Annotated in this window: 19 protein-coding genes; 6 read left to right on the top strand and 13 right to left on the bottom strand. The window is 61.6% G+C overall.

Annotation, left to right across the window (positions count from 1 at the left end; genetic code table 11):
• Positions 1-408 precede the first annotated feature (408 nt).
• From ACM5SV_RS34540 to ACM5SV_RS34490, 11 genes are all read right to left on the bottom strand, one after another.
• Entirely contained in the window at positions 409-900 is a 492-nt protein-coding gene (locus tag ACM5SV_RS34540; RefSeq protein ID WP_012756242.1) for a F0F1 ATP synthase subunit B, read from the bottom strand.
• Positions 901-903: 3 nt separating this feature from the next.
• A complete protein-coding gene (locus ACM5SV_RS34535) occupies positions 904-1527 on the bottom strand; it encodes a F0F1 ATP synthase subunit B (protein WP_012756241.1) in 624 nt (207 codons plus the stop codon).
• A gap of 77 nt (positions 1528-1604) precedes the next feature.
• Positions 1605-1832: a F0F1 ATP synthase subunit C gene (locus tag ACM5SV_RS34530; RefSeq protein ID WP_003545854.1), complete on the bottom strand. Its 228-nt coding sequence runs from the start codon at positions 1830-1832 to the stop codon at positions 1605-1607.
• Positions 1833-1899: 67 nt separating this feature from the next.
• A complete protein-coding gene (locus ACM5SV_RS34525) occupies positions 1900-2652 on the bottom strand; it encodes a F0F1 ATP synthase subunit A (protein WP_012756240.1) in 753 nt (250 codons plus the stop codon).
• Positions 2653-2714: 62 nt separating this feature from the next.
• Entirely contained in the window at positions 2715-3053 is a 339-nt protein-coding gene (locus tag ACM5SV_RS34520) for an AtpZ/AtpI family protein (protein WP_012756239.1), read from the bottom strand.
• 271 nt (positions 3054-3324) lie between these two features.
• Positions 3325-4554, bottom strand: coding sequence for a cell wall hydrolase (locus ACM5SV_RS34515; protein WP_128440037.1), 1230 nt, complete (start codon positions 4552-4554; stop codon positions 3325-3327).
• Between the two features lie 264 nt (positions 4555-4818).
• The gene (locus ACM5SV_RS34510) at positions 4819-6717 is read right to left on the bottom strand and encodes a potassium transporter Kup (protein WP_012756237.1); all 1899 of its coding nucleotides are present in this window, start codon (positions 6715-6717) and stop codon (positions 4819-4821) included.
• A gap of 18 nt (positions 6718-6735) precedes the next feature.
• A complete protein-coding gene (locus ACM5SV_RS34505; RefSeq protein ID WP_313903249.1) occupies positions 6736-7713 on the bottom strand; it encodes a magnesium transporter CorA family protein in 978 nt (325 codons plus the stop codon).
• Between the two features lie 444 nt (positions 7714-8157).
• Positions 8158-9324: an Mrp/NBP35 family ATP-binding protein gene (locus tag ACM5SV_RS34500; protein ID WP_221975722.1), complete on the bottom strand. Its 1167-nt coding sequence runs from the start codon at positions 9322-9324 to the stop codon at positions 8158-8160.
• A 533-nt stretch (positions 9325-9857) separates the two neighbouring features.
• On the bottom strand, positions 9858-10592 hold the full coding sequence (locus ACM5SV_RS34495) for a helix-turn-helix transcriptional regulator (RefSeq protein ID WP_221967963.1): 735 nt from the start codon (positions 10590-10592) through the stop codon (positions 9858-9860).
• 253 nt (positions 10593-10845) lie between these two features.
• Positions 10846-11643 (bottom strand): IclR family transcriptional regulator, encoded by a 798-nt coding sequence (locus ACM5SV_RS34490; RefSeq protein ID WP_113548455.1) that lies wholly within the window; start codon positions 11641-11643, stop codon positions 10846-10848.
• A 108-nt stretch (positions 11644-11751) separates the two neighbouring features.
• On the opposite strand from ACM5SV_RS34490, the gene ACM5SV_RS34485 reads away from it, so the two are divergent.
• The 5 genes from ACM5SV_RS34485 to ACM5SV_RS34465 all read left to right on the top strand — a co-directional run bounded on the left by ACM5SV_RS34485 (position 11752) and on the right by ACM5SV_RS34465 (position 15808).
• On the top strand, positions 11752-12513 hold the full coding sequence (locus ACM5SV_RS34485; RefSeq protein ID WP_113548456.1) for an SDR family NAD(P)-dependent oxidoreductase: 762 nt from the start codon (positions 11752-11754) through the stop codon (positions 12511-12513).
• Complete coding sequence (locus tag ACM5SV_RS34480; RefSeq protein ID WP_222015633.1) at positions 12513-13430, top strand: 2-dehydro-3-deoxygalactonokinase; 918 nt, start codon at positions 12513-12515, stop codon at positions 13428-13430. Before ACM5SV_RS34485 ends, ACM5SV_RS34480 begins: the two co-directional genes overlap by 1 nt.
• 13 nt (positions 13431-13443) lie before the next feature.
• A complete protein-coding gene (locus ACM5SV_RS34475) occupies positions 13444-14085 on the top strand; it encodes a 2-dehydro-3-deoxy-6-phosphogalactonate aldolase (RefSeq protein ID WP_012756230.1) in 642 nt (213 codons plus the stop codon).
• Positions 14082-14969, top strand: a complete 888-nt coding sequence (locus tag ACM5SV_RS34470) for an SMP-30/gluconolactonase/LRE family protein (RefSeq protein ID WP_012756229.1) — start codon at positions 14082-14084, stop codon at positions 14967-14969. The genes ACM5SV_RS34475 and ACM5SV_RS34470 overlap by 4 nt, the downstream gene beginning before the upstream one ends.
• Before the next feature lie 233 nt (positions 14970-15202).
• Positions 15203-15808, top strand: a complete 606-nt coding sequence (locus tag ACM5SV_RS34465; protein WP_012756228.1) for a PRC-barrel domain-containing protein — start codon at positions 15203-15205, stop codon at positions 15806-15808.
• Positions 15809-15879: 71 nt separating this feature from the next.
• Here the strand turns inward: ACM5SV_RS34465 and ACM5SV_RS34460 are convergent, their stop codons facing one another.
• Positions 15880-17244 carry a putative bifunctional diguanylate cyclase/phosphodiesterase gene (locus tag ACM5SV_RS34460; RefSeq protein ID WP_012756227.1) on the bottom strand — a complete coding sequence of 455 codons (1365 nt, stop codon included), beginning with the start codon at positions 17242-17244 and terminating at the stop codon, positions 15880-15882.
• A gap of 153 nt (positions 17245-17397) precedes the next feature.
• Positions 17398-19119: a response regulator gene (locus ACM5SV_RS34455; RefSeq protein WP_221967967.1), complete on the bottom strand. Its 1722-nt coding sequence runs from the start codon at positions 19117-19119 to the stop codon at positions 17398-17400.
• A 183-nt stretch (positions 19120-19302) separates the two neighbouring features.
• Here ACM5SV_RS34455 and mutL point away from each other — a divergent pair, with 183 nt between their 5' ends.
• Positions 19303-21105 carry a DNA mismatch repair endonuclease MutL gene (gene mutL, locus ACM5SV_RS34450; RefSeq protein WP_419425492.1) on the top strand — a complete coding sequence of 601 codons (1803 nt, stop codon included), beginning with the start codon at positions 19303-19305 and terminating at the stop codon, positions 21103-21105.
• The last annotated feature ends 109 nt before the right edge of the window (positions 21106-21214 follow it).

Here is a 21214-nt window from a genome sequence, read left to right as displayed (position 1 = left end):
GTCAAAACCCGCCGGAAGCCGCTCGCGCACTTCCGGCCAATGATCCAAAACCTCAGGACGAATCTTCATCCAAAGCTTGAATCACAACCAGATTCCTTATGTCCAGGGCTAAACCTAGCGCATATGACCCTAACCCTCTCCCCGTAAACGGGGCGAGGGGACGTGCCCTGCGAGAGATAGGCGGGGGACGGAGAAGGCCGCGGCATATCCCTTCTCCCCGCCTGCGGGGAGAAGGTGGCGGCAGCCGGATGAGGGGCTGGCGCCGGGTGAGAGCAGCGGACCGCAGCGGGTTTGCCCGAACGTCTACAGTCGGTTTATCTGCGGCAGATACCCGGCACGAGACCGAGTAATCAACAAGAGAAAAGGCCGGGACATGCCCGGCCTCCTCTCAAATCTTTTCGAAACCGCTCAGTTCAGCCGGGTCTTGACCTGGCCGACGGCATTGCCGAAGAGTTCGGACTGGATTTTGGTATCGGCCCGCTTGGCAAGCACGGTTTCAGCGGCCGCGATTGCGAGATCGACAGCAGCGGAACGCACCGCCTTCATCGCCTCGACCTCGGCCTGCTTGATCTTCTGCTCGGACAGCGCCGTGCGGTTGGCGACGAATTCTTCGGTCTTCTTCTTCGCTTCGGCGGTCAGCATTTCGGCTTCGCGCTCAGCGGCGGCAACGATGTGGGCCGCTTCGGCTTCCGCTTCCTTGCGCTTGCGCTGGTATTCGGCGAGCAGGTGCTGGGCCTCTTCGCGCAGACGCTTGGCTTCGGCCAATTCGTTGCGGATCTGATCGGCGCGGTCATCGAGCGACCGTGCCATCATTCCCGGAACCTTCAGATAAACGACCAGCGCCAGGAAGAGGACGAGGCCGACAAAGGCGAAGAAAGTCGCGTCAAAGGCAAATTCCATCGATCAAGCCTCCTTCTTGGCAGCCGCGACGGCGGCGGCGACATCGGCCTTGGCGACGGTGCCGCCGATCAGCTGATCGACCACGGCAGCCGCCGTTTCCTCGGCAATGGTGCCGACGTCGGCGAAAGCCTTGGCCTTGATCTCGCCGATACGCAGCTCGGCAGCCTTGATCTTTTCCGAAAGGCTCGCCTCGACAGCGCGGCGTTCCTCTTCGGCCTTGGCCTTGGCGGCGTCGCGTGCGGCGGAGCCGATCGCGTTGGATTTAGCGCGGGCAGCGGCCAGTTCACCTTCATAGGTCCGGACGGCGGCGTCGGCTTCGGCCTTCAGGCGGCCTGCTTCTTCCAGATCCTGGGAAATGCGCGTGTGACGCTGATCGAGGATGGTCCCGATGCGCGGCGCGATGACCTTTTGCATGAGCAAATAGAAGACGCCGAACGTGATCACCAGCCAGAGCAGCTGGGACGCGAAGGTCGTCGAATCGAAAGGCGGGAAAGGGCCGCGGGCGTGTTCGCCTTCGGCGACACCAGTCTCGGTATGGACCTCGCCTGCGGCCGGAGCGGCGTGCGCATCCGTACCCGTCGCTGCCGCCGGTGCTTCCTCAGCGTAAGCCGGGGTCACAAAAAACATGCTCACCTCCAGGTGGACTGCAAATGCAAAGGATCACGGCTTGCGGTCGCAGGCCGTGATCCATCTATTCGCCGATATCAGACGGCGAAGAGGAGGAGGAGAGCGACGAGCAGCGAGAAGATGCCCAGAGCTTCCGTAACGGCGAAGCCGAATACCAGACGGCCGAACTGGCTGTCAGCGGCAGACGGATTGCGCAGTGCGCCGGAGAGGTAGCTGCCGAAAATATTGCCGAGGCCGAGAGCCGTACCGGCCATACCAAAGCAAGCCAGGCCTGCACCGATGTACTTTGCTGCTTCCGCTTCCATGTTGAACTCCTTTGAAATGGTTGTTGCGGCGAATGACTGACGCCCTTTGACGTCGATGTCGTTATCCTTAGTGCCCGCCCGGATGGATTGCGTCGTTGAGGTACATGCAAGTCAGCACCGCAAAGACGTAAGCCTGGAGAAAGGCGACGAGGAACTCGAGACCGGTCAGGGCGACGGTCATGATGAGGGGAAGAACGGCGCCACCGATACCGAGAGCACCCATGGTTCCGAGCGAGGCGACGAAACCTGCGAACACTTTGAGCGTGATGTGACCGGCGAGCATGTTGGCGAAAAGACGAACCGAGAGTGAAATCGGACGCGACAGGAAGGAGATGATTTCGATCGTGACGACCAGCGGCAGCAGAAGGCCCGGCACGCCGGAGGGCACGAAGACATTCAGGAAGTGGAAGCCGTGCTTATAGAAACCGTAGACGAGAACCGTACCGATAACCAGAATCGCCAGAGCGAAGGTGACGATGATCTGGCTGGTGACAGTGAAGAAATACGGGAACATGCCGAGCAGGTTCGCCGTCAGGACGAACATGAAGAGCGAGAAGACCAGCGGGAAGAACTTCATTCCCTGCTTGCCCGCGCCTTCCTTCAGCATGTTGGCGATGAATTCATAGGACATTTCCGCAACCGACTGCGAACGGCCCGGCACGATGGCCCGGTTCGAGGTCGCGAAATAGAGGAAGCCTGCGGCAGCGGCAGCCGAAACGGCCATGAAGAGCGATGCATTGGTAAACGAAAAATCAATTCCGCCGATTTCGATCGGCACAATCTTCTGGATCAGGAACTGATGAGTCGGATCGTTAGACACCGCTTGTTCTCTCTCTTTGGCCCGCAGGACGCGGGGTCATTGCACTGGACCGGAACCGGTCCTTATTTCTTGTCGTCCTTGTCGTCCAGGGGATGGGCAACCACCCCCGCAGAACGCAGCACGTTCAGAACGCCGGCACAAAATCCAAGAAGCAGAAGAACAATCAAACCCCAAGGCGCCGTGCCAACAAAACGGTCGAGGAGATAGCCAAGCAGAGCACCGACGACGATTGCGGAAATGAACTCGCTGGAAAGCTTCATCGCCTGGGCATAACCTTTGCGGCTTACCTCGGCGCGGGCTTCCCTAGCCTCGTCTTCTCCCGTCTCGACGCCCTTGGTCGCGAGTTTCGCTCCCAATTGCGCACGGCGCTTTTCTAGACTTTCCTCGCGGTCGTCCGCCATGGATCTCTCCTCGCCTGCCCGTCGCCCGCACTCCCGCTACCCCGGTCATTCGGACCCCGGACGCGAAGGTTGAGACCCTTCCGGCCCGTTCTGAAGTCGCGCGCAACATAGTTTTAGGGATTAGCATAGTCAAGGCGTAGACAGCTTCTGTCCAGTGAGAAAATAATCCCATCAAATCAAAGAGATAAATCGACTCTGGGTCGATCGCGCAAATTCGACGGAAAGAATCCGCTTTTCCGGGCCGGAAATCGGCTTGCCCTGGCGATTTATCTCAGCTCCAGCCGCCGCCATAGGTGCGATAGAAGACGTGAAGACCGATGCGGCCGACCTTTTCCATGGTCTTTGCCCATTTCGGTCTGACATAGACGGCATGATAATGCGTCGCCGAACCCACCTGCGGCAGCCAGATCTTGCCTGATGTCACCGCCATCGCCACGTCACGGGCGACTCGCCAGTGATATTCCGAGTTCACCCTGTCCTTGATGCTGTCGCAGGCGAAGGAAAATTGGCAGCGGTTGCGCCAGTCCTCGTTCTGGTAGACGACGCCGCAGATGGTCTTCGGATAGGAAGGGTTGCGGACGCGGTTGAGGATGACCTGGGCGACGGCCGCCTGGCCCTTCACCGATTCCCCCCGCGCCTCGAAATAGATGCCGGAGGCAAGGCACTGCTGTTCGCGGGCGGAAAAGACGCTCGGCGCCAGCACGCTTGCGGCCCAGGCATGGTCGCGCGGGCCGATCTCCGGAACGAAGCGGCCGCTGTCCGGTTCGGCCAGGATGGAATCGAAGGGCGATTGGCGGGCATAGTCGGGTGCGGCCGGTGCATAGGCGGTGGCCAGAACATCGGCCTTGTTGTTGGTGACGAGGCTTGCGAGCATTGCCGGCACGCCGTTATCGGTCACAACGGGCTGCTTCTTATAGAAAGATGTGGCGATCTCGATTTCCTTGCCCTGGATCGTCGGCTTGACGAAGGCCGACCGGTCCTTGAGATCGAAGCTCGGGGTGAAGAGCATCTTGGTGCGCTCGAGGATCGAGCCGGCGGAAAAATCCTTCGGCGGCTGCATCTTCTCGACGGCGACGACGCGGCCCTTCTTGGCGCTGCGATTGACGCGATCCTCGTCCGGGGTGTCCTCATGGCCCCTATCCTTGGCAGTGCCCTTGTCCTTGGCATTGAAGGCGACCTTGCGGCCATCGGGCAGCACCATGCCGGCATCGGCTGCGATCGAACCCGTCACCATCGGCTCGGCAAAGGCGAGTTCGGCCTGGTGGATGGAGCCGGCCGGAGAATTGGTCAGTACCATACGCCAGTTCTCCCCCTCATGATCGAGGCCGGCGAGCATGGCGGCGAGATCGGCATGGGATGCGACGCTCGGGAAAATCAGCCAGCCGGCAAGACCGAAGATTACGGGGGACACCCAATTCTCGGGAAAAAGACGCAGCTTGCTACGGGAAGGGCTCTTTCGACGCAACACGGACTCCGGGCATGGAACGCTGGAACATTCCATTGAAAATCCCGCATTAACCTTGATGTCCGGTTAACAGGCCGTGCCGAAATGTGTCCATGAGAATTTTTGGATGTCCTAATGTGATGGATAGTTCGAGGGATGAGATGTGTCGTAGCCTCGCGAAAGGACCCTCCCCACAAGCGGGAGGGACTTATTGCGGCACCGCCTCGCTTATCTGAAATGTCGAAAAGTTGGCAGACGGCCCAACAGGTTAAACCCCTCCCCCTTGTGGGGAGGGATTTGGGGCGGGGTCTTTGCCCACCCTCAAATTATAACGTGCGAGCCCAGTTCCACCACCCGGTTCGCCGGCAGGCGGAAGTAGTCCGAAGGGTTGGCGGCGGCGTTGGCGAGCGCGATGTAAAGCCGGTCCTGCCAGTAAGGCATGCCCGACTTGGCGTCCGGCACCAGTTTGCGGCGGCCGAGATAGAAGGAGGTCGACATGATGTCGAACTTCAATCCTGTCTTGCGCAGCGTCGCCAAAGCCTGCGAGACGTTCTGCGATTCCATGAAGCCGAAGAGCAGTTCGACGCGGGAGAAACGCTCGGAAATCTGCTCTATCTTGTAACGGTCGTGGCTCGGTACACGCGGTTTGTTGATCGTGCGGATCGTCAGGATGACGTTGCGGTCGTGAAGCACATGGTTGTGCTTGAGATTATGCAGCAAGGCGGCGGGGGCCGATTCCGGATCGCTGGTCAGGAAGATCGCGGTGCCCGGAACCTGGGCCGGCGAATGTTCGCTCTTGCGCTCGATCGAGCTGACGAAGGAGGCGAGCGGAATATCGGTATGACGGGTCTTCTCCATCAGGATCGCCGTGCCGCGACGCCAAGTCCACATGACGACGGTAAAGGCGGTGGCGATCATGATCGGGATATAGCCGCCGTCGTGGATCTTCAAAAGATTGGCACCGAGGAAGATCATTTCCAGCACCACCAGCGGCGCGAGCGCGATCACCGCGACGGGAAGCGACCAGTTCCAGCGGGCGCGGACGAATTCGAAGGCCATGATCGAAGTGACGACCATGGCGCCGGTGACGGAGATGCCATAGGCGGTCGCCAGCGCATCCGAAGTCTTGAAACTCAAGACCAGGAAGATGACGCCAATGAACAGCACGGCGTTGACCGAAGGCACGAAGATCTGCCCGGTATTGGTTTCCGAGGTGAAGAGGATTTCCATGCGCGGCAGGAAGCCGAGGTTGATGCCCTGGCGCACCATCGAGAAGGCGCCGGTGATGACCGCCTGGCTGGCGATGATCGTCGCGGCGGTCGCCAGGATGACGACCGGCAGCAACGCCCATTTCGGAAACATCAGATAGAAGGGATCGGACATCGTCGCCGGATTGCCGAGAACGAGGGCCCCCTGCCCGAGATAATTCAGCGTCAGCGCCGGGAAAACCAGCATGAACCAGGCCCACTGGATGGGACGACGGCCGAAATGGCCGAGATCGGCATAGAGCGCCTCCGCACCCGTCACCGTCAGGAAGACGGCGCCGAGCACGACGACGCCGTAGAAGCCCTCATGCAGCAGGAAGCTGACGGCATAATAGGGATTGAAGGCGGCCAGAATGCCGTAATCGTCAGAGATATGGGAAATGCCGGCGGCGGCCATGACGAGGAACCAGACAGCGGTGATCGGGCCGAAGAACCTCGCGACGGCGCCAGTGCCGCGCGATTGCACGACGAAGAGCAGCGCCAGGATCACCACCGAGATCGGCACGATATAGTCCGCGAGTCTGGGTGTGACGAGTTTCAGGCCCTCGACGGCCGACAGCACGGACAGAGCCGGGGTGATCATCGCATCGCCGAGGAAGAGGGCAGCGCCCATCAGGCCAAGCAGCATCAGGATGGCGGTATGGCCGTTGGCGGTCTTCATCAGAAGGGCCAGCAGCGACAGCGTGCCGCCCTCGCCGTCGTTGTCGGCGCGTAGCAGGAAGAGCACATATTTGATGGTGACGATGATCGTCAGCGCCCAGATCATCAGCGAGATCAGGCTGATGACTTCAAAACGGGTAACGCCGTCATGGGCCACCGGCTTCAGCGCTTCGCGAAAGGCATAGAGCGGGCTGGTACCGATATCGCCGTAGACGACACCGACGGAACCCAGCGCGAGATAGAACAGCTTTCGCGGCGTCATATGGCGTTCGTTCGGATGGCTCTCTTCGGACATGAAGTTGCAACAGGCTCCTTAGAGCCAGCCTTTCCAGCGGAAAAAGAAAAAGGGGATGACGGCGGATATCACCATCAAGGCCAGCGAATAGGGATAACCCGCGGCCCAGGTCAGCTCCGGCATGACCTGAAAATTCATACCATAGACGGAGGCGACCAATGTCGGCGGCAAGAACACCACCGAGGCAATCGAGAAAATCTTGATGATCGAGTTCTGCTCGATGTTGATCAGCCCGAGCGAAGCATCGAGCAGGAAGGTGATGTTGGCGGCGACGAAGGAAGCATGCTCCGACAGCGACTGGATATCGCGCGAGACGGTGCGGCAAAGCTCCTTCGCCTCGCGGTCCTGCTGGATCGCCGGAATCGTGTGAAAGAACGTCAGCAAGCTGGCAAGCGAACCGAGACTGTCGCGCACCTTGCTGATCATCCGGTGATGGCCGGCAATATCGCGCAGCTTCTCCTCGAGATAGTTCGAGGGCTTACGCACCTTCCTTGCCCGCTCGCCGAAGACATGCATCGACAGGATGTCGAGGCGCGAGACGGCGATCTCGAGGATCTCGGCGGTGCGGTCGACGATCGTCTCCAAGAGCTTGGCAAGAAGGGCAGCGCCGCTGCGCCAGTTTTCCGGCAGCCGGTGGAGGGCGGCGATGAACAGCGCAAAGGATTTGGGATGGGCGTAGCGAATGGTGACCAGGCGGTTTCCAGCCAGGATGAAGGCAACATCGGTCAGCGTCGGTACGTCGGTGTCAGCCTTCCAGAGCAGCGAGGCGGTCATGAAGACGGCGTCGTTTTCGACATAGAGACGGGCGGAAGGCTCGATATCCTTGAGATCGTCGCGGGTCGGGACCTCGATGCCAAGAACCTTCTCAACATAGAGTTCCTCATCGCGGGTCGGCTCGATCATGTCGATCCAGACGACATCCTCGGGGAAGGACGCAGCATGCGACAGATCGCCGATCTCGACCGACTTGCAATTGGAACAGTAGGCGGTAATCACCGGTCGTCTCTCCGGCTGCATCCAACCTTAAAGGCCGGCATGCGCGTTGTGCTCAACCGCATCGCAGTTCCCAATCCTTCGATCGACAAGACAACTCCGAACTTGCAGGCGGGCCGGCATCTTCGATACGAAGACGACCGTCATTGAGCATCTGCAGCAAAATGCCATCATGGCGCCGCGGCATATGAAGCAAAGCCGTGAAATAATCAAGACATCTTCCGTGAAGCGCGGCTTTTCACCACGTTTCCCCCACAATTTGGGGTATCCGCTGCGGCGATTCGGGCCGCTAAAGCGCCGCGCTTTAGCCGCTGCACACGTCCCGGTGACATGCATTTTGTTTTATGCATGCCGTTATCCCGGAACCGCTGCACTTCCGGGCGACATGCATTTGTTGTGATGCGTGCCTTTATCCCGGAACCGCTGCACGCTTCCGGGCGGCATGCATTATTCGAAGACGATCGTCGGTGCCGGACGCTGGGGCTGGCCGGCGACCTGCTCCCAGACCTTGGCGGCGATGCCGCGATAGATGCCGGCGACGACGCCGTTCGGCTCGGAGGCGACAAGCGGCGTGCCGGCGTCGGAGGTTTCGCGGATGTTCATCGTCAGCGGCACTTCGCCGAGGAAGGGCACGCCAATGCGCTCGGCCTCCTTGCGGGCGCCGCCATGGCCGAAGATGTCGTAGCGGGTGCCGGTATCCGGGGCGATGAAATAGCTCATATTCTCGACGATGCCGAGCACCGGCACCTCAACCTTGCGGAACATGCTGAGGCCCTTGCGGGCATCGATCAGCGCGAGATCCTGCGGCGTCGAGACGATGACGGCGCCGGCAAGCGGCACTTGCTGGGCCATGGTCAATTGGACGTCGCCGGTGCCGGGCGGCATGTCGACGACGAGGACATCCAGTTCGCCCCAGGCGACTTCGCGCAGCATCTGCAGCAGCGCCGACTGGACCATCGGCCCGCGCCAGATCATCGCCGTCTCCTCGTCGACAAGGAAACCCATCGACATGACCTTGAGGCCATAATTCTCCATCGGATTGATGATGCGGCCGTCGATCTGCGTCGGGCGGCCGGATATCTTCAGCAGCCGCGGCATCGAGGGACCATAGATATCGGCATCGAGAATGCCGACACGAAGGCCGTTGGCGAGCAGGCCGAGTGCGAGATTGACGGCGGTGGTCGACTTGCCAACCCCACCTTTGCCCGAGGCGACGGCGATGATCGCGCCGATGCCGGGCACACCGATCTTGCCGGCGCGCGGCGGTTGTTGAGGAGCGTGAGCATGGCTCCCATGATCGTGCCCGGCATGACCGTGAGGCGGGTTCGCCGCAGGGCGGGCAGCCGGAGCGGCGGCGGCGGCCTTCTTGTCCGCCGTCAGTGTGACGAGAGCACCCTTGACGCCTGGCATTTCCTTGATGACGCGCTCGGCGGCGAGCCGCATCGGCTCCAGCTCCTTGGCGCGATCGGCCGGGACGGTGATGGAGAAATAAACCTTGCCGTCGGAGATGAAGACGTCGGAAACCATGCCGAGCTCGACGATATCGTGCTCGAGATCCGGTCCACGCACTGTCTTCAGCGTTTCGAGAACTTGTTCCTTGGTGACGTCGGCCATTCCACCCTCACTGCTTCTTGCAGATCACAGATAGTGGAGACGGAAGCCTTCGCCAAACAAAATCATCGGGAGGAAAATCCGGTGCGCCAAAAGAGCGCCGGGGAGAATTGGCAATCCGTTGCGGCCATCAAGTCCGCCGGGCTTTCGCCCTGATGGCCGCAACGGTCTCCCCGAGAACCGGCGCAATCCGGGGCGAACTAGAGCAAGCCGAAGAAAAGACCAGCGAAAAGTGAACGCGGAAGATGAAATCGCCAACAGCCGGGAAAGAAGCGGTGCCAAAACGCAACAACCGCCGCCGACACCGAAGGGCCGGAAGAAAAGCGGCATCGGCGTCGGGCAGCGGTGTGTCGGCCGCGCCATTTCCTGGCGCTGGTCTCAAAGTCCCCTCTGGACCTCTCGCAGAAGAGATGCAGAAAGCGTGCCAGATGGAAAATCAGGAAAAACAGGGCAAAAGCGCTCGGGACAGGCTTCCAACGGGAAGGACTTGCCTATGCGCTGGGCGGCTTCGAAAGCACTCGGTTGTTTTTTGCAACTTATTTGATCAGGCCGATGCGCAACGCCTTGGCGACCGCCTGGGTACGGTTGACCGTGTCGAGCTTCTTGGTGGCACGGTTGAGGTAGTGATTGACCGTATGCTCGGACAGGGTGAGGATTTCGGCGATTTCAGCACTGGTCTTGCCGGCCGCCGTCCAGTTGAGGCAATCGATCTCGCGGTCGGTCAGCGTATCCGTCATGCGCGTATCGAGGTTGCGGATCTCGGCAAGCCTGTCAAAGACATGGATGGAGATGTAGCAGAGCTCACGCATCTCGGCCGGACTGAAGGGCTCGCGGTCGCCGGCGAAAGAGATGGCGCCGCGCAGGCCGGAGGGCTCATGCGTCGGGAAATAGGCGCAGCGCATCATCTTGAAACGTTCGAACAGGGAGGCGACGAGAATGGACTTACCGTCGTCCCGCGACAAGTTCTGCCGTGACATGTCGTAGAAGAAGGGCCGCGCCGATGTTCTGAGGCGTCTGAGGACCGGGCTGTTCACCATCAGGCCTTCCTGGTCGTAGAGCGCCAGAAGCTCGGCCGGCCAGCTGGTGATGACGGTGCTGCCCTGAAGATCGAAGGAGGTGATCGGCGGCAGGTTGAGAACCATGAAGGCACGGCTGCGATAGGCTTCCGTCACCCGTTTCATGAAACGGAAAATATCGAACTGGGTCTTCAGGCCCGCTATTTCCTGAACGTAGTCGTCTTCTTCCGTGGATGTTTGCGACAAGGGTGCCATCACATTTCTTCATCTTCGGCACAGCGGCCGGCAAACCGTTTGCGAAACCTGCCCGCCGTGGCCGGCTCGATTGCATCGGGAAACGACGATCGCTGGTTGGAATCGGCTTCAGCGTCGAGCGTTCGGCCGGTGAATGGTTGTAGATTTCGCGGACCGTTCTAGTTGTGGTGATTCGCCGGAAAATCTCAATATCGCGCTTATCATAAGCATGCTCTGCGATTACGTCCAGCAGTCGCCGATGGCGATTTTTCCGTCAGCGGCGCGGACCGAGCCGGACGCGCATGCCTTCCATGATCCTGACAGCCGCCAGTTGAACGGGAACGGCCCATTGATGCAGAAGTTCCATCGACAACCGATAGGCCGGGCCGGTAATCGAAATGCCACCCATAAAGGTCCGATCCTCCGACCAGACGGGTGCGGCAACGCAGCGGATGCCGGCCTCATGCTCCTCGCGGTCGAAGGCATAACCCTGGTCGGCAATCTCGCGGATTTCGGCAAGCAACGTTTCGGCCGAGACATGGGTCGAGGCGGTAAAGCTGGTGAAGCTCAGGCCGGCGATGAGATCGACGAGGCTTTCGGCCGGCAGCAGCGACAGGGCGGCCTTGCCGACGCCAGTGCAATAACAGGGCGAGGCATTGCCGATCTGCGAATACATGCGCACTGGCTGACGGCCCTCGACCTTATCGAGATAGATGATCGACTGGCCTCTGAGGACGCCGAGATGCACCGTCTCGCCGGTCGCCTGCTGTAGATCTCTAAGGTGCGGTTCGGCAATCAGGCGGAATTCGTTGCGCGCCCAGCTGCGCGCGGCGAAATCGAGCAGGCGCAGGCCGGGCGCATAACGGCCGTCGCCATCGAGCTCGAGCAGCCCCTCCTCCACCAAGTGGCTCAGCTGGCGATGCAGCGTGCCGCGCGGCTGGCCGGCAAGGGCCAGGATGTCGGTGAAACGCAGGGGCGCATCGGCATGGGTGACGAGATCGAGCAGAACCATCAGTTTGCCGAGCGTGCCGGTTTCGCGTGCCTGTGCTGCGCCGTCGCCGTTTGAATTCATCGCGTCACTCACCCTTGACAGAAAGGGCACTGTAATTCGATAATTCCATATAGTCAAATTAAGTTCCAAATAATGGAACAATCAAGTCGGGAGGCGACGGTGACCACGATGGCAGCACAATTTCCCGAATTCAAAGACCGAACCGTACTGGTGACCGGCGGCGGATCGGGTATCGGTGCTGCGATTGTCGAAGGTTTCGCGCGCCAAGGCGCCAAGGTTTCGTTCATCGATATCGCCGAGGCCGCCGGCCGCGAGCTCGCCGAAAGGCTGTCGCGGGAGACCACGCATCCGGTCTCCTTTCACCATGCCGACCTGCGCGACATCGCGGCGATCCGGCGCACGGTCGATAGCGTCATTGCCAGCTCAGGGCCGATCCGCGTGCTGGTCAACAATGCCGCCTGGGACGACCGCCATGAATTCGACGCGGTGACCGAGGCCTATTGGGACAACAACCAGGCGGTCAACCTCAAACATGTGTTCTTCACCTCGCAGGCAGTCGTGCCGTCGATGCGAGCGGCCGGCGGCGGGGCGATCATCAATATGTCGTCAATCGCCTTCAAGCTGAACATGGGCGGCTTTCCCGCCTATGCGGCAGCCAAGGCGGCGGTCGTCGGGCTGACGAAGAGCCTGGCGGGCAGGCTCGGGCCGGAGAACATCCGGGTCAACTGCATCCTGCCCGGCATGGTCGTCACCGAGCGGCAGATGCAGCACTGGCTCACCGAAGAGAGCATTGCGCGCTCAGTCGAGGACCAGTGCCTGAAAGTCGCGCTCAAACCCGATGCGATCGTCGGTCCCTGCCTGTTTCTTGCATCCGACTGTGCAGCGGCGATGACCGCCCAGTCCCTGATTGTCGATGGAGGTGTTCTGTAATGGCAAATCCCGCTTATGTCGCGGTGGACTGGGGCACCAGCAGCTTCCGGCTCTGGCTGATCAGCAGAGACGGCACCGTCCTTGCCGAACGCCGCAGCGGCGAAGGCATGACGAGCGCGGCAAAGATCGGCTTTTCCGCGGTGCTTGCCGGCCATCTCGCCGCCATCGAGGCACCCGAAAACCTGCCGGTGATCGTCTGTGGCATGGCCGGCGCCAGGCAGGGCTGGGTCGAGGCCGGTTATATCGACGTGCCGGCGCCGCTTGCCTCGATCCTGACCGGAGCGGTCTCCGTGCCCGGCGAAAGCCGCGACATCCGCATTCTGCCGGGCCTTGCCCAGCGGGACTTCGCGAGGCCCGACGTCATGCGCGGCGAGGAAACCCAGCTTCTCGGCGCGCTCGGCCGCGCAAGCGCGGGCGCGCAGGCGGTCTGCATGCCCGGCACCCATTCGAAATGGGTGCATGTGACGGATAGCAAGGTGACCGGCTTTTCGACCTTCATGACCGGCGAGCTTTTCGACGTCATCAGCAAACACACGATCCTTTCGCATGCCGTTGCCGGTGCGGAAGAGCAGCCGGCGGACGCGGCGGCCTTCGAGGCCGCGGTCTCGGCCGCTTTCGCACGTCCGGCCCTTGCCTCCAACCTGCTCTTTGCCGCCCGCTCCGGTCAGCTCCTGCACGGGATTTCGGCCGCTGCCGCGCAAGCCCGGCTTTCCGGTACGCTGATCGGCCTTGAAATCGCCGGGGCGCTGCAGGATGCGGCAAACGGCACCACCATCACCCTCGTCGCCTCCGGGCGCCTGCAGGCGCTCTACGAACAGGCCTTCAAAACCCTCTCCCTTGCCTTCACCGCCATTGACGCCGACGCCGCCGTGCGCCGCGGGCTTTCGGCTGCCGCCGAAGCCATCTGGCCGAATTGAGAAAGCTGACACGATGAACCGTATCCCCTTCCCCGACATGAAGCGCCCGCTGATCGCCATCCTTCGCGGCATCAGGCCCGACGAGACCGAAAGCGTCGTCGGTGCTCTGATCGACAATGGCCTGACGGCGATCGAGATCCCGCTCAACTCGCCGGAACCGTTCAAATCCATCGAGATCGCCGCGAAGATGGCGCCGGCCGAAGTGCTGATCGGCGCCGGCACGGTGCTGACCGTCGAGGCGGTCGACAGCCTACATGCGGCCGGCGGCAAGCTGCTGGTCACGCCAAATGTCGAGCCCGAGGTGATCATCCGGGCGCGCGACTACGGCATGGTGACGATGCCGGGCGTCTTTACACCGACCGAGGCGTTGGCGGCAGCGCGCGCCGGGGCCACCGGTCTCAAATTCTTTCCGGCCAGCGTGCTCGGCCCTTCCGGCATCACGGCGATCCGGGCGATCCTACCGCCGGAACTGACGATTGCCGCCGTCGGCGGTGTCTCGGACAAGAATTTCGGCGATTATACCAAGGCCGGCATCTTCGCCTTCGGTCTCGGCACCAGCATCTACAAGCCCGGAATGACTGCATCAGAGGTTGCCGAGCGCGCCAAGGCGACCATTTACGCCTATGATGCAGCCATTGGGAGCGTGAACGTATGACCGATATTTATGAGTTCGAGGGCAAAACACTTTGCAATACCAATTCCGTTCTCGGTGAAGGTCCGACCTATGATCCGGACAGCAATACCGTTTGGTGGTTCAACATCCTCGGCAAGGAACTGCACGAGCTCAATCTCTCGACGGCCGCGAAAAAGGTGCATCCGCTGCCTGTGATGGCGAGCGTGCTTGCCCGCATCGATGCCGGGCGGCAGCTGATCGCGACGGAGGAAGGGCTTTTCGTGCGCGATGTGGCAAGCGGCAACCTCACCTTCTACGCCGCCCTCGAAAACGACAGGCCGGAAAACCGTTCGAACGACGGCCGCACCCACCCGTCCGGTGCGCTCTGGATCGGCACGATGAGCAAGCGGGCGGAAAACCAGGCCGGCGCCATCTATCATGTCGCCAGCGGCAAGGTGACGAAGATCTTCAACGGCATCAGCATCCCGAATTCGATCTGCTTCTCGCCTGACGGCACGGTTGGCTATTATACGGATTCCCGCATCAACCGGCTGATGCGCGTTATGGTCGATCCGTTGACCGGCCTGCCCTCCGGCGAGCCGATCGTGCTCGTCGACAGCATGGACGACCCGGGCAGCATCGACGGCTCGGTCGTCGATGCCGACGGCTATCTGTGGAATGCGCGCTGGGGCGCCGGCGTCGTCGACCGCTATAGTCCGGACGGTCTGCGCATCTCGCGCTATATGGTTCCTGCCGTCCAGCCGTCCTGCCCTGCCTTCATCGGCGTCAATGCCGACCGGCTGGCGGTGACGACTGCCTGGGAAGGGCTCGACGAGGATGCGCGGTCGGCGCAGCCGAGCGCCGGCGCGCTGCTGGAACTCGGCATCGACGTCAAAGGCGTGTTCGATCCCGTCTATGTAATCTGATTTTTGCTTGCCAGCGGCGATCAGAGGCGCTCCCCATCGGGGCGCCTTTTTCTCGTTTTGGCGGCAGCTCTTCGATAAATGTTCCGTGAAAATCGAGAAATTTTCCGTGTTTTCAACCGGAACCAATCGCGCCACCAGCCATTTTCCTTTCGAACCGGCGCGGCAAAGAGACCTGGGAAACAGGTGTTGCCGGGTCAGCGATCACTCTAGGGAAAAACGAAGGTAGGTTCGAAATGACACGCAAACTCTTGACGACCGTTGCCGCTGGCGCACTGTTTGCCACGGCTTTCGCACCGGCGGCATTCTCGCAGGCGGCACCGCAGCCTGCGGATCCGGCCGCGCCGACCCAGGCGGCTCCCGCCGATCCGGCAGCACCGAAGCCGATGACTCCTGACGTCACCAAGCCCGCAGGCGATGCCGCACAGGCCCCGGCCGCAGCACCGACGGCAGACACGGCACAGGCCGGCTATCTGACCGAGCAGTCTCCCGACCAGGTCAGCGCCAACACCTATATCGGCCAGTCGGTCTATAACGGCAACAATGAAAGCATCGGCAGCGTCAACGACCTTATCCTGAAGAAGGACGGCGGCTTTGTTGCTGCAATCGTTGGTGTCGGCGGCTTCCTCGGCATCGGCGAGAAGAACGTCGCCGTGCCAATGGAAAAGATTACCGTCGCCCAAAACACCCAGGACGGCAGCGTCAAGCTGACGACCAGCGAAACGGCTGAATCGCTGAAGGCCGCACCTGAGTTCAAGACGCTGGCAATGCAGTCGGCCGAAAAGGCTCCGGCTGCGACCGGTACAGATACTACGGCGACCGGCTCGACCACGCCTAAGTAATCCGTGCGCGGTAGTATAGCGTAGGCGATGGCGCTCCTAGGGGCGCCATCGCTTTATGCTGCGCCATGGCTTTATGCGCTGACACGCTCCACCATGGTCGGATCGTAATAATTCTCGTGCAGGAAGCGCAACGTGGCGATACCGTCGGCCGGACGGCCGAAATGATAACCCTGGCCCATGCCGCAGCCGAGCGTGCGCAACTTCACCGCCTCGGCATAATCCTCGATGCCTTCCGCGACGACTTCCAGCTCAAGGCCTTCGCACATGGTGAGGATTGCCTTGATGATATGTTCGGAGGCGCGATCGGAATTGATGCGCGAGACGAAGGCGCGGTCGATCTTGATCTTGTCGAAGATGAAGTCGCGCAGGCGCCCGAGGCTCGACTGGCCGGTGCCGAAATCGTCGAGCGAGATGCGCACGCCGGCGGCGCGCAGATCGGCGATGATGCGGTGAGCGGTATCGGCCGAACTCATCACCGCGGTCTCGGTGATTTCCAGCTCCAGGCGATGCGGATCGAAGCCGACGCGGCCGAGGATCGACAGGACGCTGCTGCTCGTACCCGGATCCATCAGTTGGGCCGAGGAGAGATTGAACGACAGGAAGAGTTCGCGCGGCCAGGAAAGTGCGGCTTCGGCGGCTTTGCGCAGCAGCGCCTCCGACAGCGCGTCGATGAAGCCGCGCTCCTCGGCGAGCGGCACGAAGACGCCGGGCGACACGAAGCCGAGATCGGGATCGTTCCAGCGGGCGAGCGCCTCGAAGCCGACGACCTGATTGTTGGACAGCGAGACGATGGGCTGGAAATGCACATCGATAGCATCCGAGATGATGGCGTTTCTGAGCGCCTGCTCCAGCTGCGTGGCGCGCTTCATCTCCTGGGCGATCTCGCGCGAATAGACGGTGATCTGGCCGCGGCCGCGGCGCTTGGAACGGTAGAGCGCGGTTTCGGCGCTCTTCAGCAGTTCCTCGCAATCCTCTCCGGCGAAGGGATAGATGGAAAAGCCGAGGGAGGCGGAGAGACGGACATTGCGGTCCCCGAGGTCATACGGCGCCGACAGCACCTCGCGGATCATCTGGCCGAATTTCTCGGCACTCGCCCGCTCGAAGATCAACGGCAGCACGAAGGCGAATTCGTCGCCATCGTGGCGGGTAACCAGCGCGCCATCCGGAATACAGGCCCTCAGACGATGGGCGACCTGGCAGAGGATTTCATCGCCGGCTGTCGAGCCGAATAGATCGTTGATCGGCTTGAAACTGTCGAGGTTGACGATACCGATGGTGAAGGGGGCCGGATCGCTGGCGCGCTCAGCGGAGATCTGCAAGACCTTGTCCCGCATGCGATTGCGATTGCCCAATCCGGTCAGCGGATCGGTATAGGCCATCGCCTGAAGCTCATTCTGACCGACGGTCAAGAAAGCTATGTCCGCCGATTTCATCATCCAAACCCGAGCTTTCCTCCGGAGCCATGCAGAAGAATGACCGGCAGGTCTTAACAATTCGATAGTAAATCAGCGGCATAGCCGCCTGAACCTCCCCAAAATCTAGGGAGTTGACGGGTATTTTGGCGCCTGCACACTTTTCCGTGACATGCTTCAGTTTTGCGCCCGCATGGCCTCATTCATTAGGTATTTCTGAAATATGGTCTCCAGCATGTCGGGGCTGACGGGTTTCATGATGACGTCGTCCATGCCTGACTTGACGCATTCGGCGCGGTCGCGCTCGAAGGCCTGGGTGAGCACGCCGATGATCGGGGTGCGGATGCCGCCGCCGGTTTCCTCCATCTGCCGGATGAGGCGCGCGGCCTCGAAGCCGTTAAAGCCCGGCAGGGAAATATCCATCAGCACGATCTGCGGCCGGTGCTCGGCCCAGAGGCGCACGGCCTCGTCGCCGGTCGCCGCCAGCATATGGCGATAGCCGAGACCTTCGAGGATCTGCGAAAAGACGATCTGGTTGATATCGTTGTCTTCGGCGACGAGAACTTGCAGGCCAATCGCGTCGTCGGAAGTGCTGATTTCCCAATCCGCATCCGAACCGGCGGCGTTGCGGCTATTGCGATTGAAATGGCGGGCGATCTGGAAGGTGAGCTCGTTGGCGATCTGGAAACCGTCCATGACGAGCGCCGGAATACCGTATTGTTCTGCAAGTTCGAGGCAACGCATGCCCATCTGGTTGTCGATGATCAAGAGATCGAGCGAAATGCCGGAGGAGGTGGCGATTTCCAGGAACCGCTCCTCTTCGTCCTCACCGCGGACCGAGCAGGATTCGAAGCCGTATTTCGTCAGCGTCCGCAGCGCGGCGGTCTCGGCGGCGAGGTCGGCAGTGACGACGAGGACCTTGCGGCCGGAGAAATTCTCCGGAACGATCGCTTCCATCGCCGCCGGCTCGCGCCGTTCGATGCCGCTTGGCACCGGCACATAGGCCCGGCGATAGCTTTGATTGCTGGAGGCGGTGATCGCGGACGCTTGGCCGAATTCGTCGAGATCGGCGCCGTCGCGCGGCAGATCCTGCATGGTCGACACCAGGAAATAGCGGCCGGGCTTGCCGATGCGGTGCTTGCGGCTGACGATGTCGCGCTCGATGCCGTCGCGGGAGATCTGCCGCTGGCGGGAGACGGACATCTCGCCGGTCTCCAGCACATGGCGGTCGCTTTCTTCGAAGCGCTTGGCGATCTCTTCTGAAAAAAGATCACCGCTCTTGCGCCCGAGCACCTCGTCGGCGCTCGTCTGATATTTCTCGCAGAAGGCAAGGTTCACCGCGACATAGGTGAGGTTGCGATCCTTGACGAATAGCGGGAACGGCAGATTGTCGAGAATGTCCTCGGTGAGCTGCACCCGCTCCAGATCGGAGCGCCATTGCTCTTCGCGCTTCTTGCTCTCGGAAATGTCGGAGATGATGCTGACGCCGTAACCGCCCGGCAGCCTGCGCTTGACGAAGCGGACCCAGCGGTCGGCGCCGTGGCGCTCGACGGCATCGAAGCGCTCGCGCCAATGCGAGGCGATTTTCTGTGACAGCCAGTCTTCGCGGCTCAGCGAGCCGCCCTGCCTGACATCATACTGCTGGCGAATGCCGGTGTCGTACATCGCGCCGAGGAAATCGCGAAGCCGCGTGCCGGGCTTCAGCATTTCGGACGGCAGCGGAAAGAATTCAAGTATCTGGCGGCTTGCGAAGACCAGATGATCATTCTTGTCGTAGATGATGAAAGCTGCGGAAAGGCTGTCGCACACCACATCGAAAAGCGCCGTCTGCAGATCGGCCTCGGCGGGAGCTCCATCGATTTCTGATGATGTGTCCGCCTTTTCGAAGCCGGCACTCATTCTGTTGCGTCCCACATCTGTTCGATTTCGCAGCTTCCGGAGGTATGTGATTAGAAATGCCATTTTTATGTTAAAACCGGCTTAACATTACCTATTCCCAAATTTGGGGGAGCTCCGGATCACGTTTCGGGAAAGCCTGTCGAAACCCCTTCCCTCCGGCCCGCGAATCCCCGAAAATAGCCCATGGCCATCAGACAGCTTTCCGAAACGCTCATCAACCAGATCGCCGCCGGCGAAGTCATCGAACGGCCGGCGAGCGCTGCCAAGGAACTGATCGAAAACGCGCTCGACGCGGGTGCGACGCGCATCGAGATCGCCACATCAGGCGGCGGCAAGGCGCTGCTGCGCGTCAGCGACAACGGCTCGGGCATGGACGCGGCCGATCTGGAACTGGCGGTCAGGCGCCACTGCACCTCGAAGATCTCAGAGACGCTCGAGGATATCCGCACGCTCGGCTTCCGCGGCGAGGCGCTGCCCTCGATCGGCTCGGTCGCAAGGCTCAGCATTGCAAGCCGCAGGCGCGACAGCACAGGCGGCCACGAGATTGCCGTTGCCGGCGGCAAGATCGCGCATATGCGCCCGGCTGCCGCCAATCCCGGGACGATCGTCGAAGTGCACGACCTGTTCTTCGCGACACCCGCCCGGCTCAAATTCCTGAAGACGGAGAAAGCCGAGGCCGGCGCCATTACCGAGATCGTCAAGCGCATGGCGATCGCCTTTCCGGCGGTACGCTTCGTGCTGTCGGGTTCGGACCGCACGACACTGGAATTTCCGGCGACCGGCGACGACCATCTGGCGCGCATGGCGCAGGTGCTCGGCAAGGAGTTCCGCGACAACGCCATTGCGCTCGACGCGGTGCGCGAGGAGATCGCGCTTACCGGCTTTGCCGGCGTGCCGACCTTCAATCGCGGCAACTCCGCCCACCAATACGCTTTCGTCAACGGCCGGCCGGTGCAGGACAAGCTGATCCTCTCGGCGATCCGCGGCGCCTATGCCGAGACGATCCCATCCGGACGCTATCCGGTGGCGGTGCTGGCGATCACGCTCGATCCCGCTCTGGTCGACGTCAACGTGCATCCGGCAAAATCCGACGTGCGATTCCGCGATCCTAGCCTGGTGCGCGGCCTGATCGTCGGCGCCATCCGCGAGGCCCTGGCGCGCGACGGCAGCCGGGCGGCAACCACCGGCGCGAGCGACATGCTGCGCTCCTTCCGCCCCGGTTTCCAGCCGAATAACCAGCGGCCGCAAACGGCATGGTCGGCCGAAACCTCGCCCTCCCAGCCCTATCAGCCGACAACGGGACTCGGCGAGCGGCCACAGGCGTCCTTCGACGGACTTTCGATGCCGACGGCGCGGGCCGAGCCGCAGTTTTCGCCGCAGCCGGCAGTCGCCGAACCAAACACGCGGTATCCGCTCGGCGCGGCGCGGGCGCAGATCCACGCAAACTACATCGTCGCCCAGACCGAGGATGGGCTCGTCATCGTCGACCAGCATGCCGCGCATGAGCGGCTCGTCTTCGAGGCGATGCGCAAGGCGCTGCATTCGAAGCGGCTGGCCTCGCAGGTGCTGCTCATCCCCGAGATCGTCGATATTCCGGAAGAGGACTGCGACCGGCTGATGCAGCATGCGGCCGAGCTTTCCGAACTCGGCCTGGCGATCGAGCGTTTCGGCCCCGGCGCGATCGCCGTGCGCGAGACGCCGGCGATGCTCGGCGAGGTCGATGCGCATGGGCTGATCCGCCAGCTTGCCGACGAGATCGCCGAATGGGACACGGCGTCGGGCCTATCGGCCAAGCTCGAATATGTGGCAGCGACCATGGCCTGCCACGGGTCGGTGCGCTCGGGACGGCGGCTGCGGCCGGAGGAAATGAACGCGCTGCTGCGGGAGATGGAAGTGACCCCCGGCTCCGGCCAGTGCAATCACGGCCGGCCGACCTATATCGAATTGAAGCTCAGCGATATCGAGCGGCTTTTCGGCAGAAGCTAAAAAAGCTGGAAAAGCGGCCCTTGCGGGAGTATGGCAAACTAAAGCGTGTCGTGATCGCAAAACCGCGGCACACTTCTGTGAGACATGCTCTAATGACAGTCGGCAGGGA

The sequence above is a fragment of the Rhizobium sp. CRRU65 genome, assembly GCF_048551595.1.
Classification (GTDB): domain Bacteria; phylum Pseudomonadota; class Alphaproteobacteria; order Rhizobiales; family Rhizobiaceae; genus Rhizobium; species Rhizobium leguminosarum_J.
The sequence above is the reverse complement of the archived record's forward strand: the minus strand, read 5'-3'. Positions and strand labels throughout refer to the sequence as shown.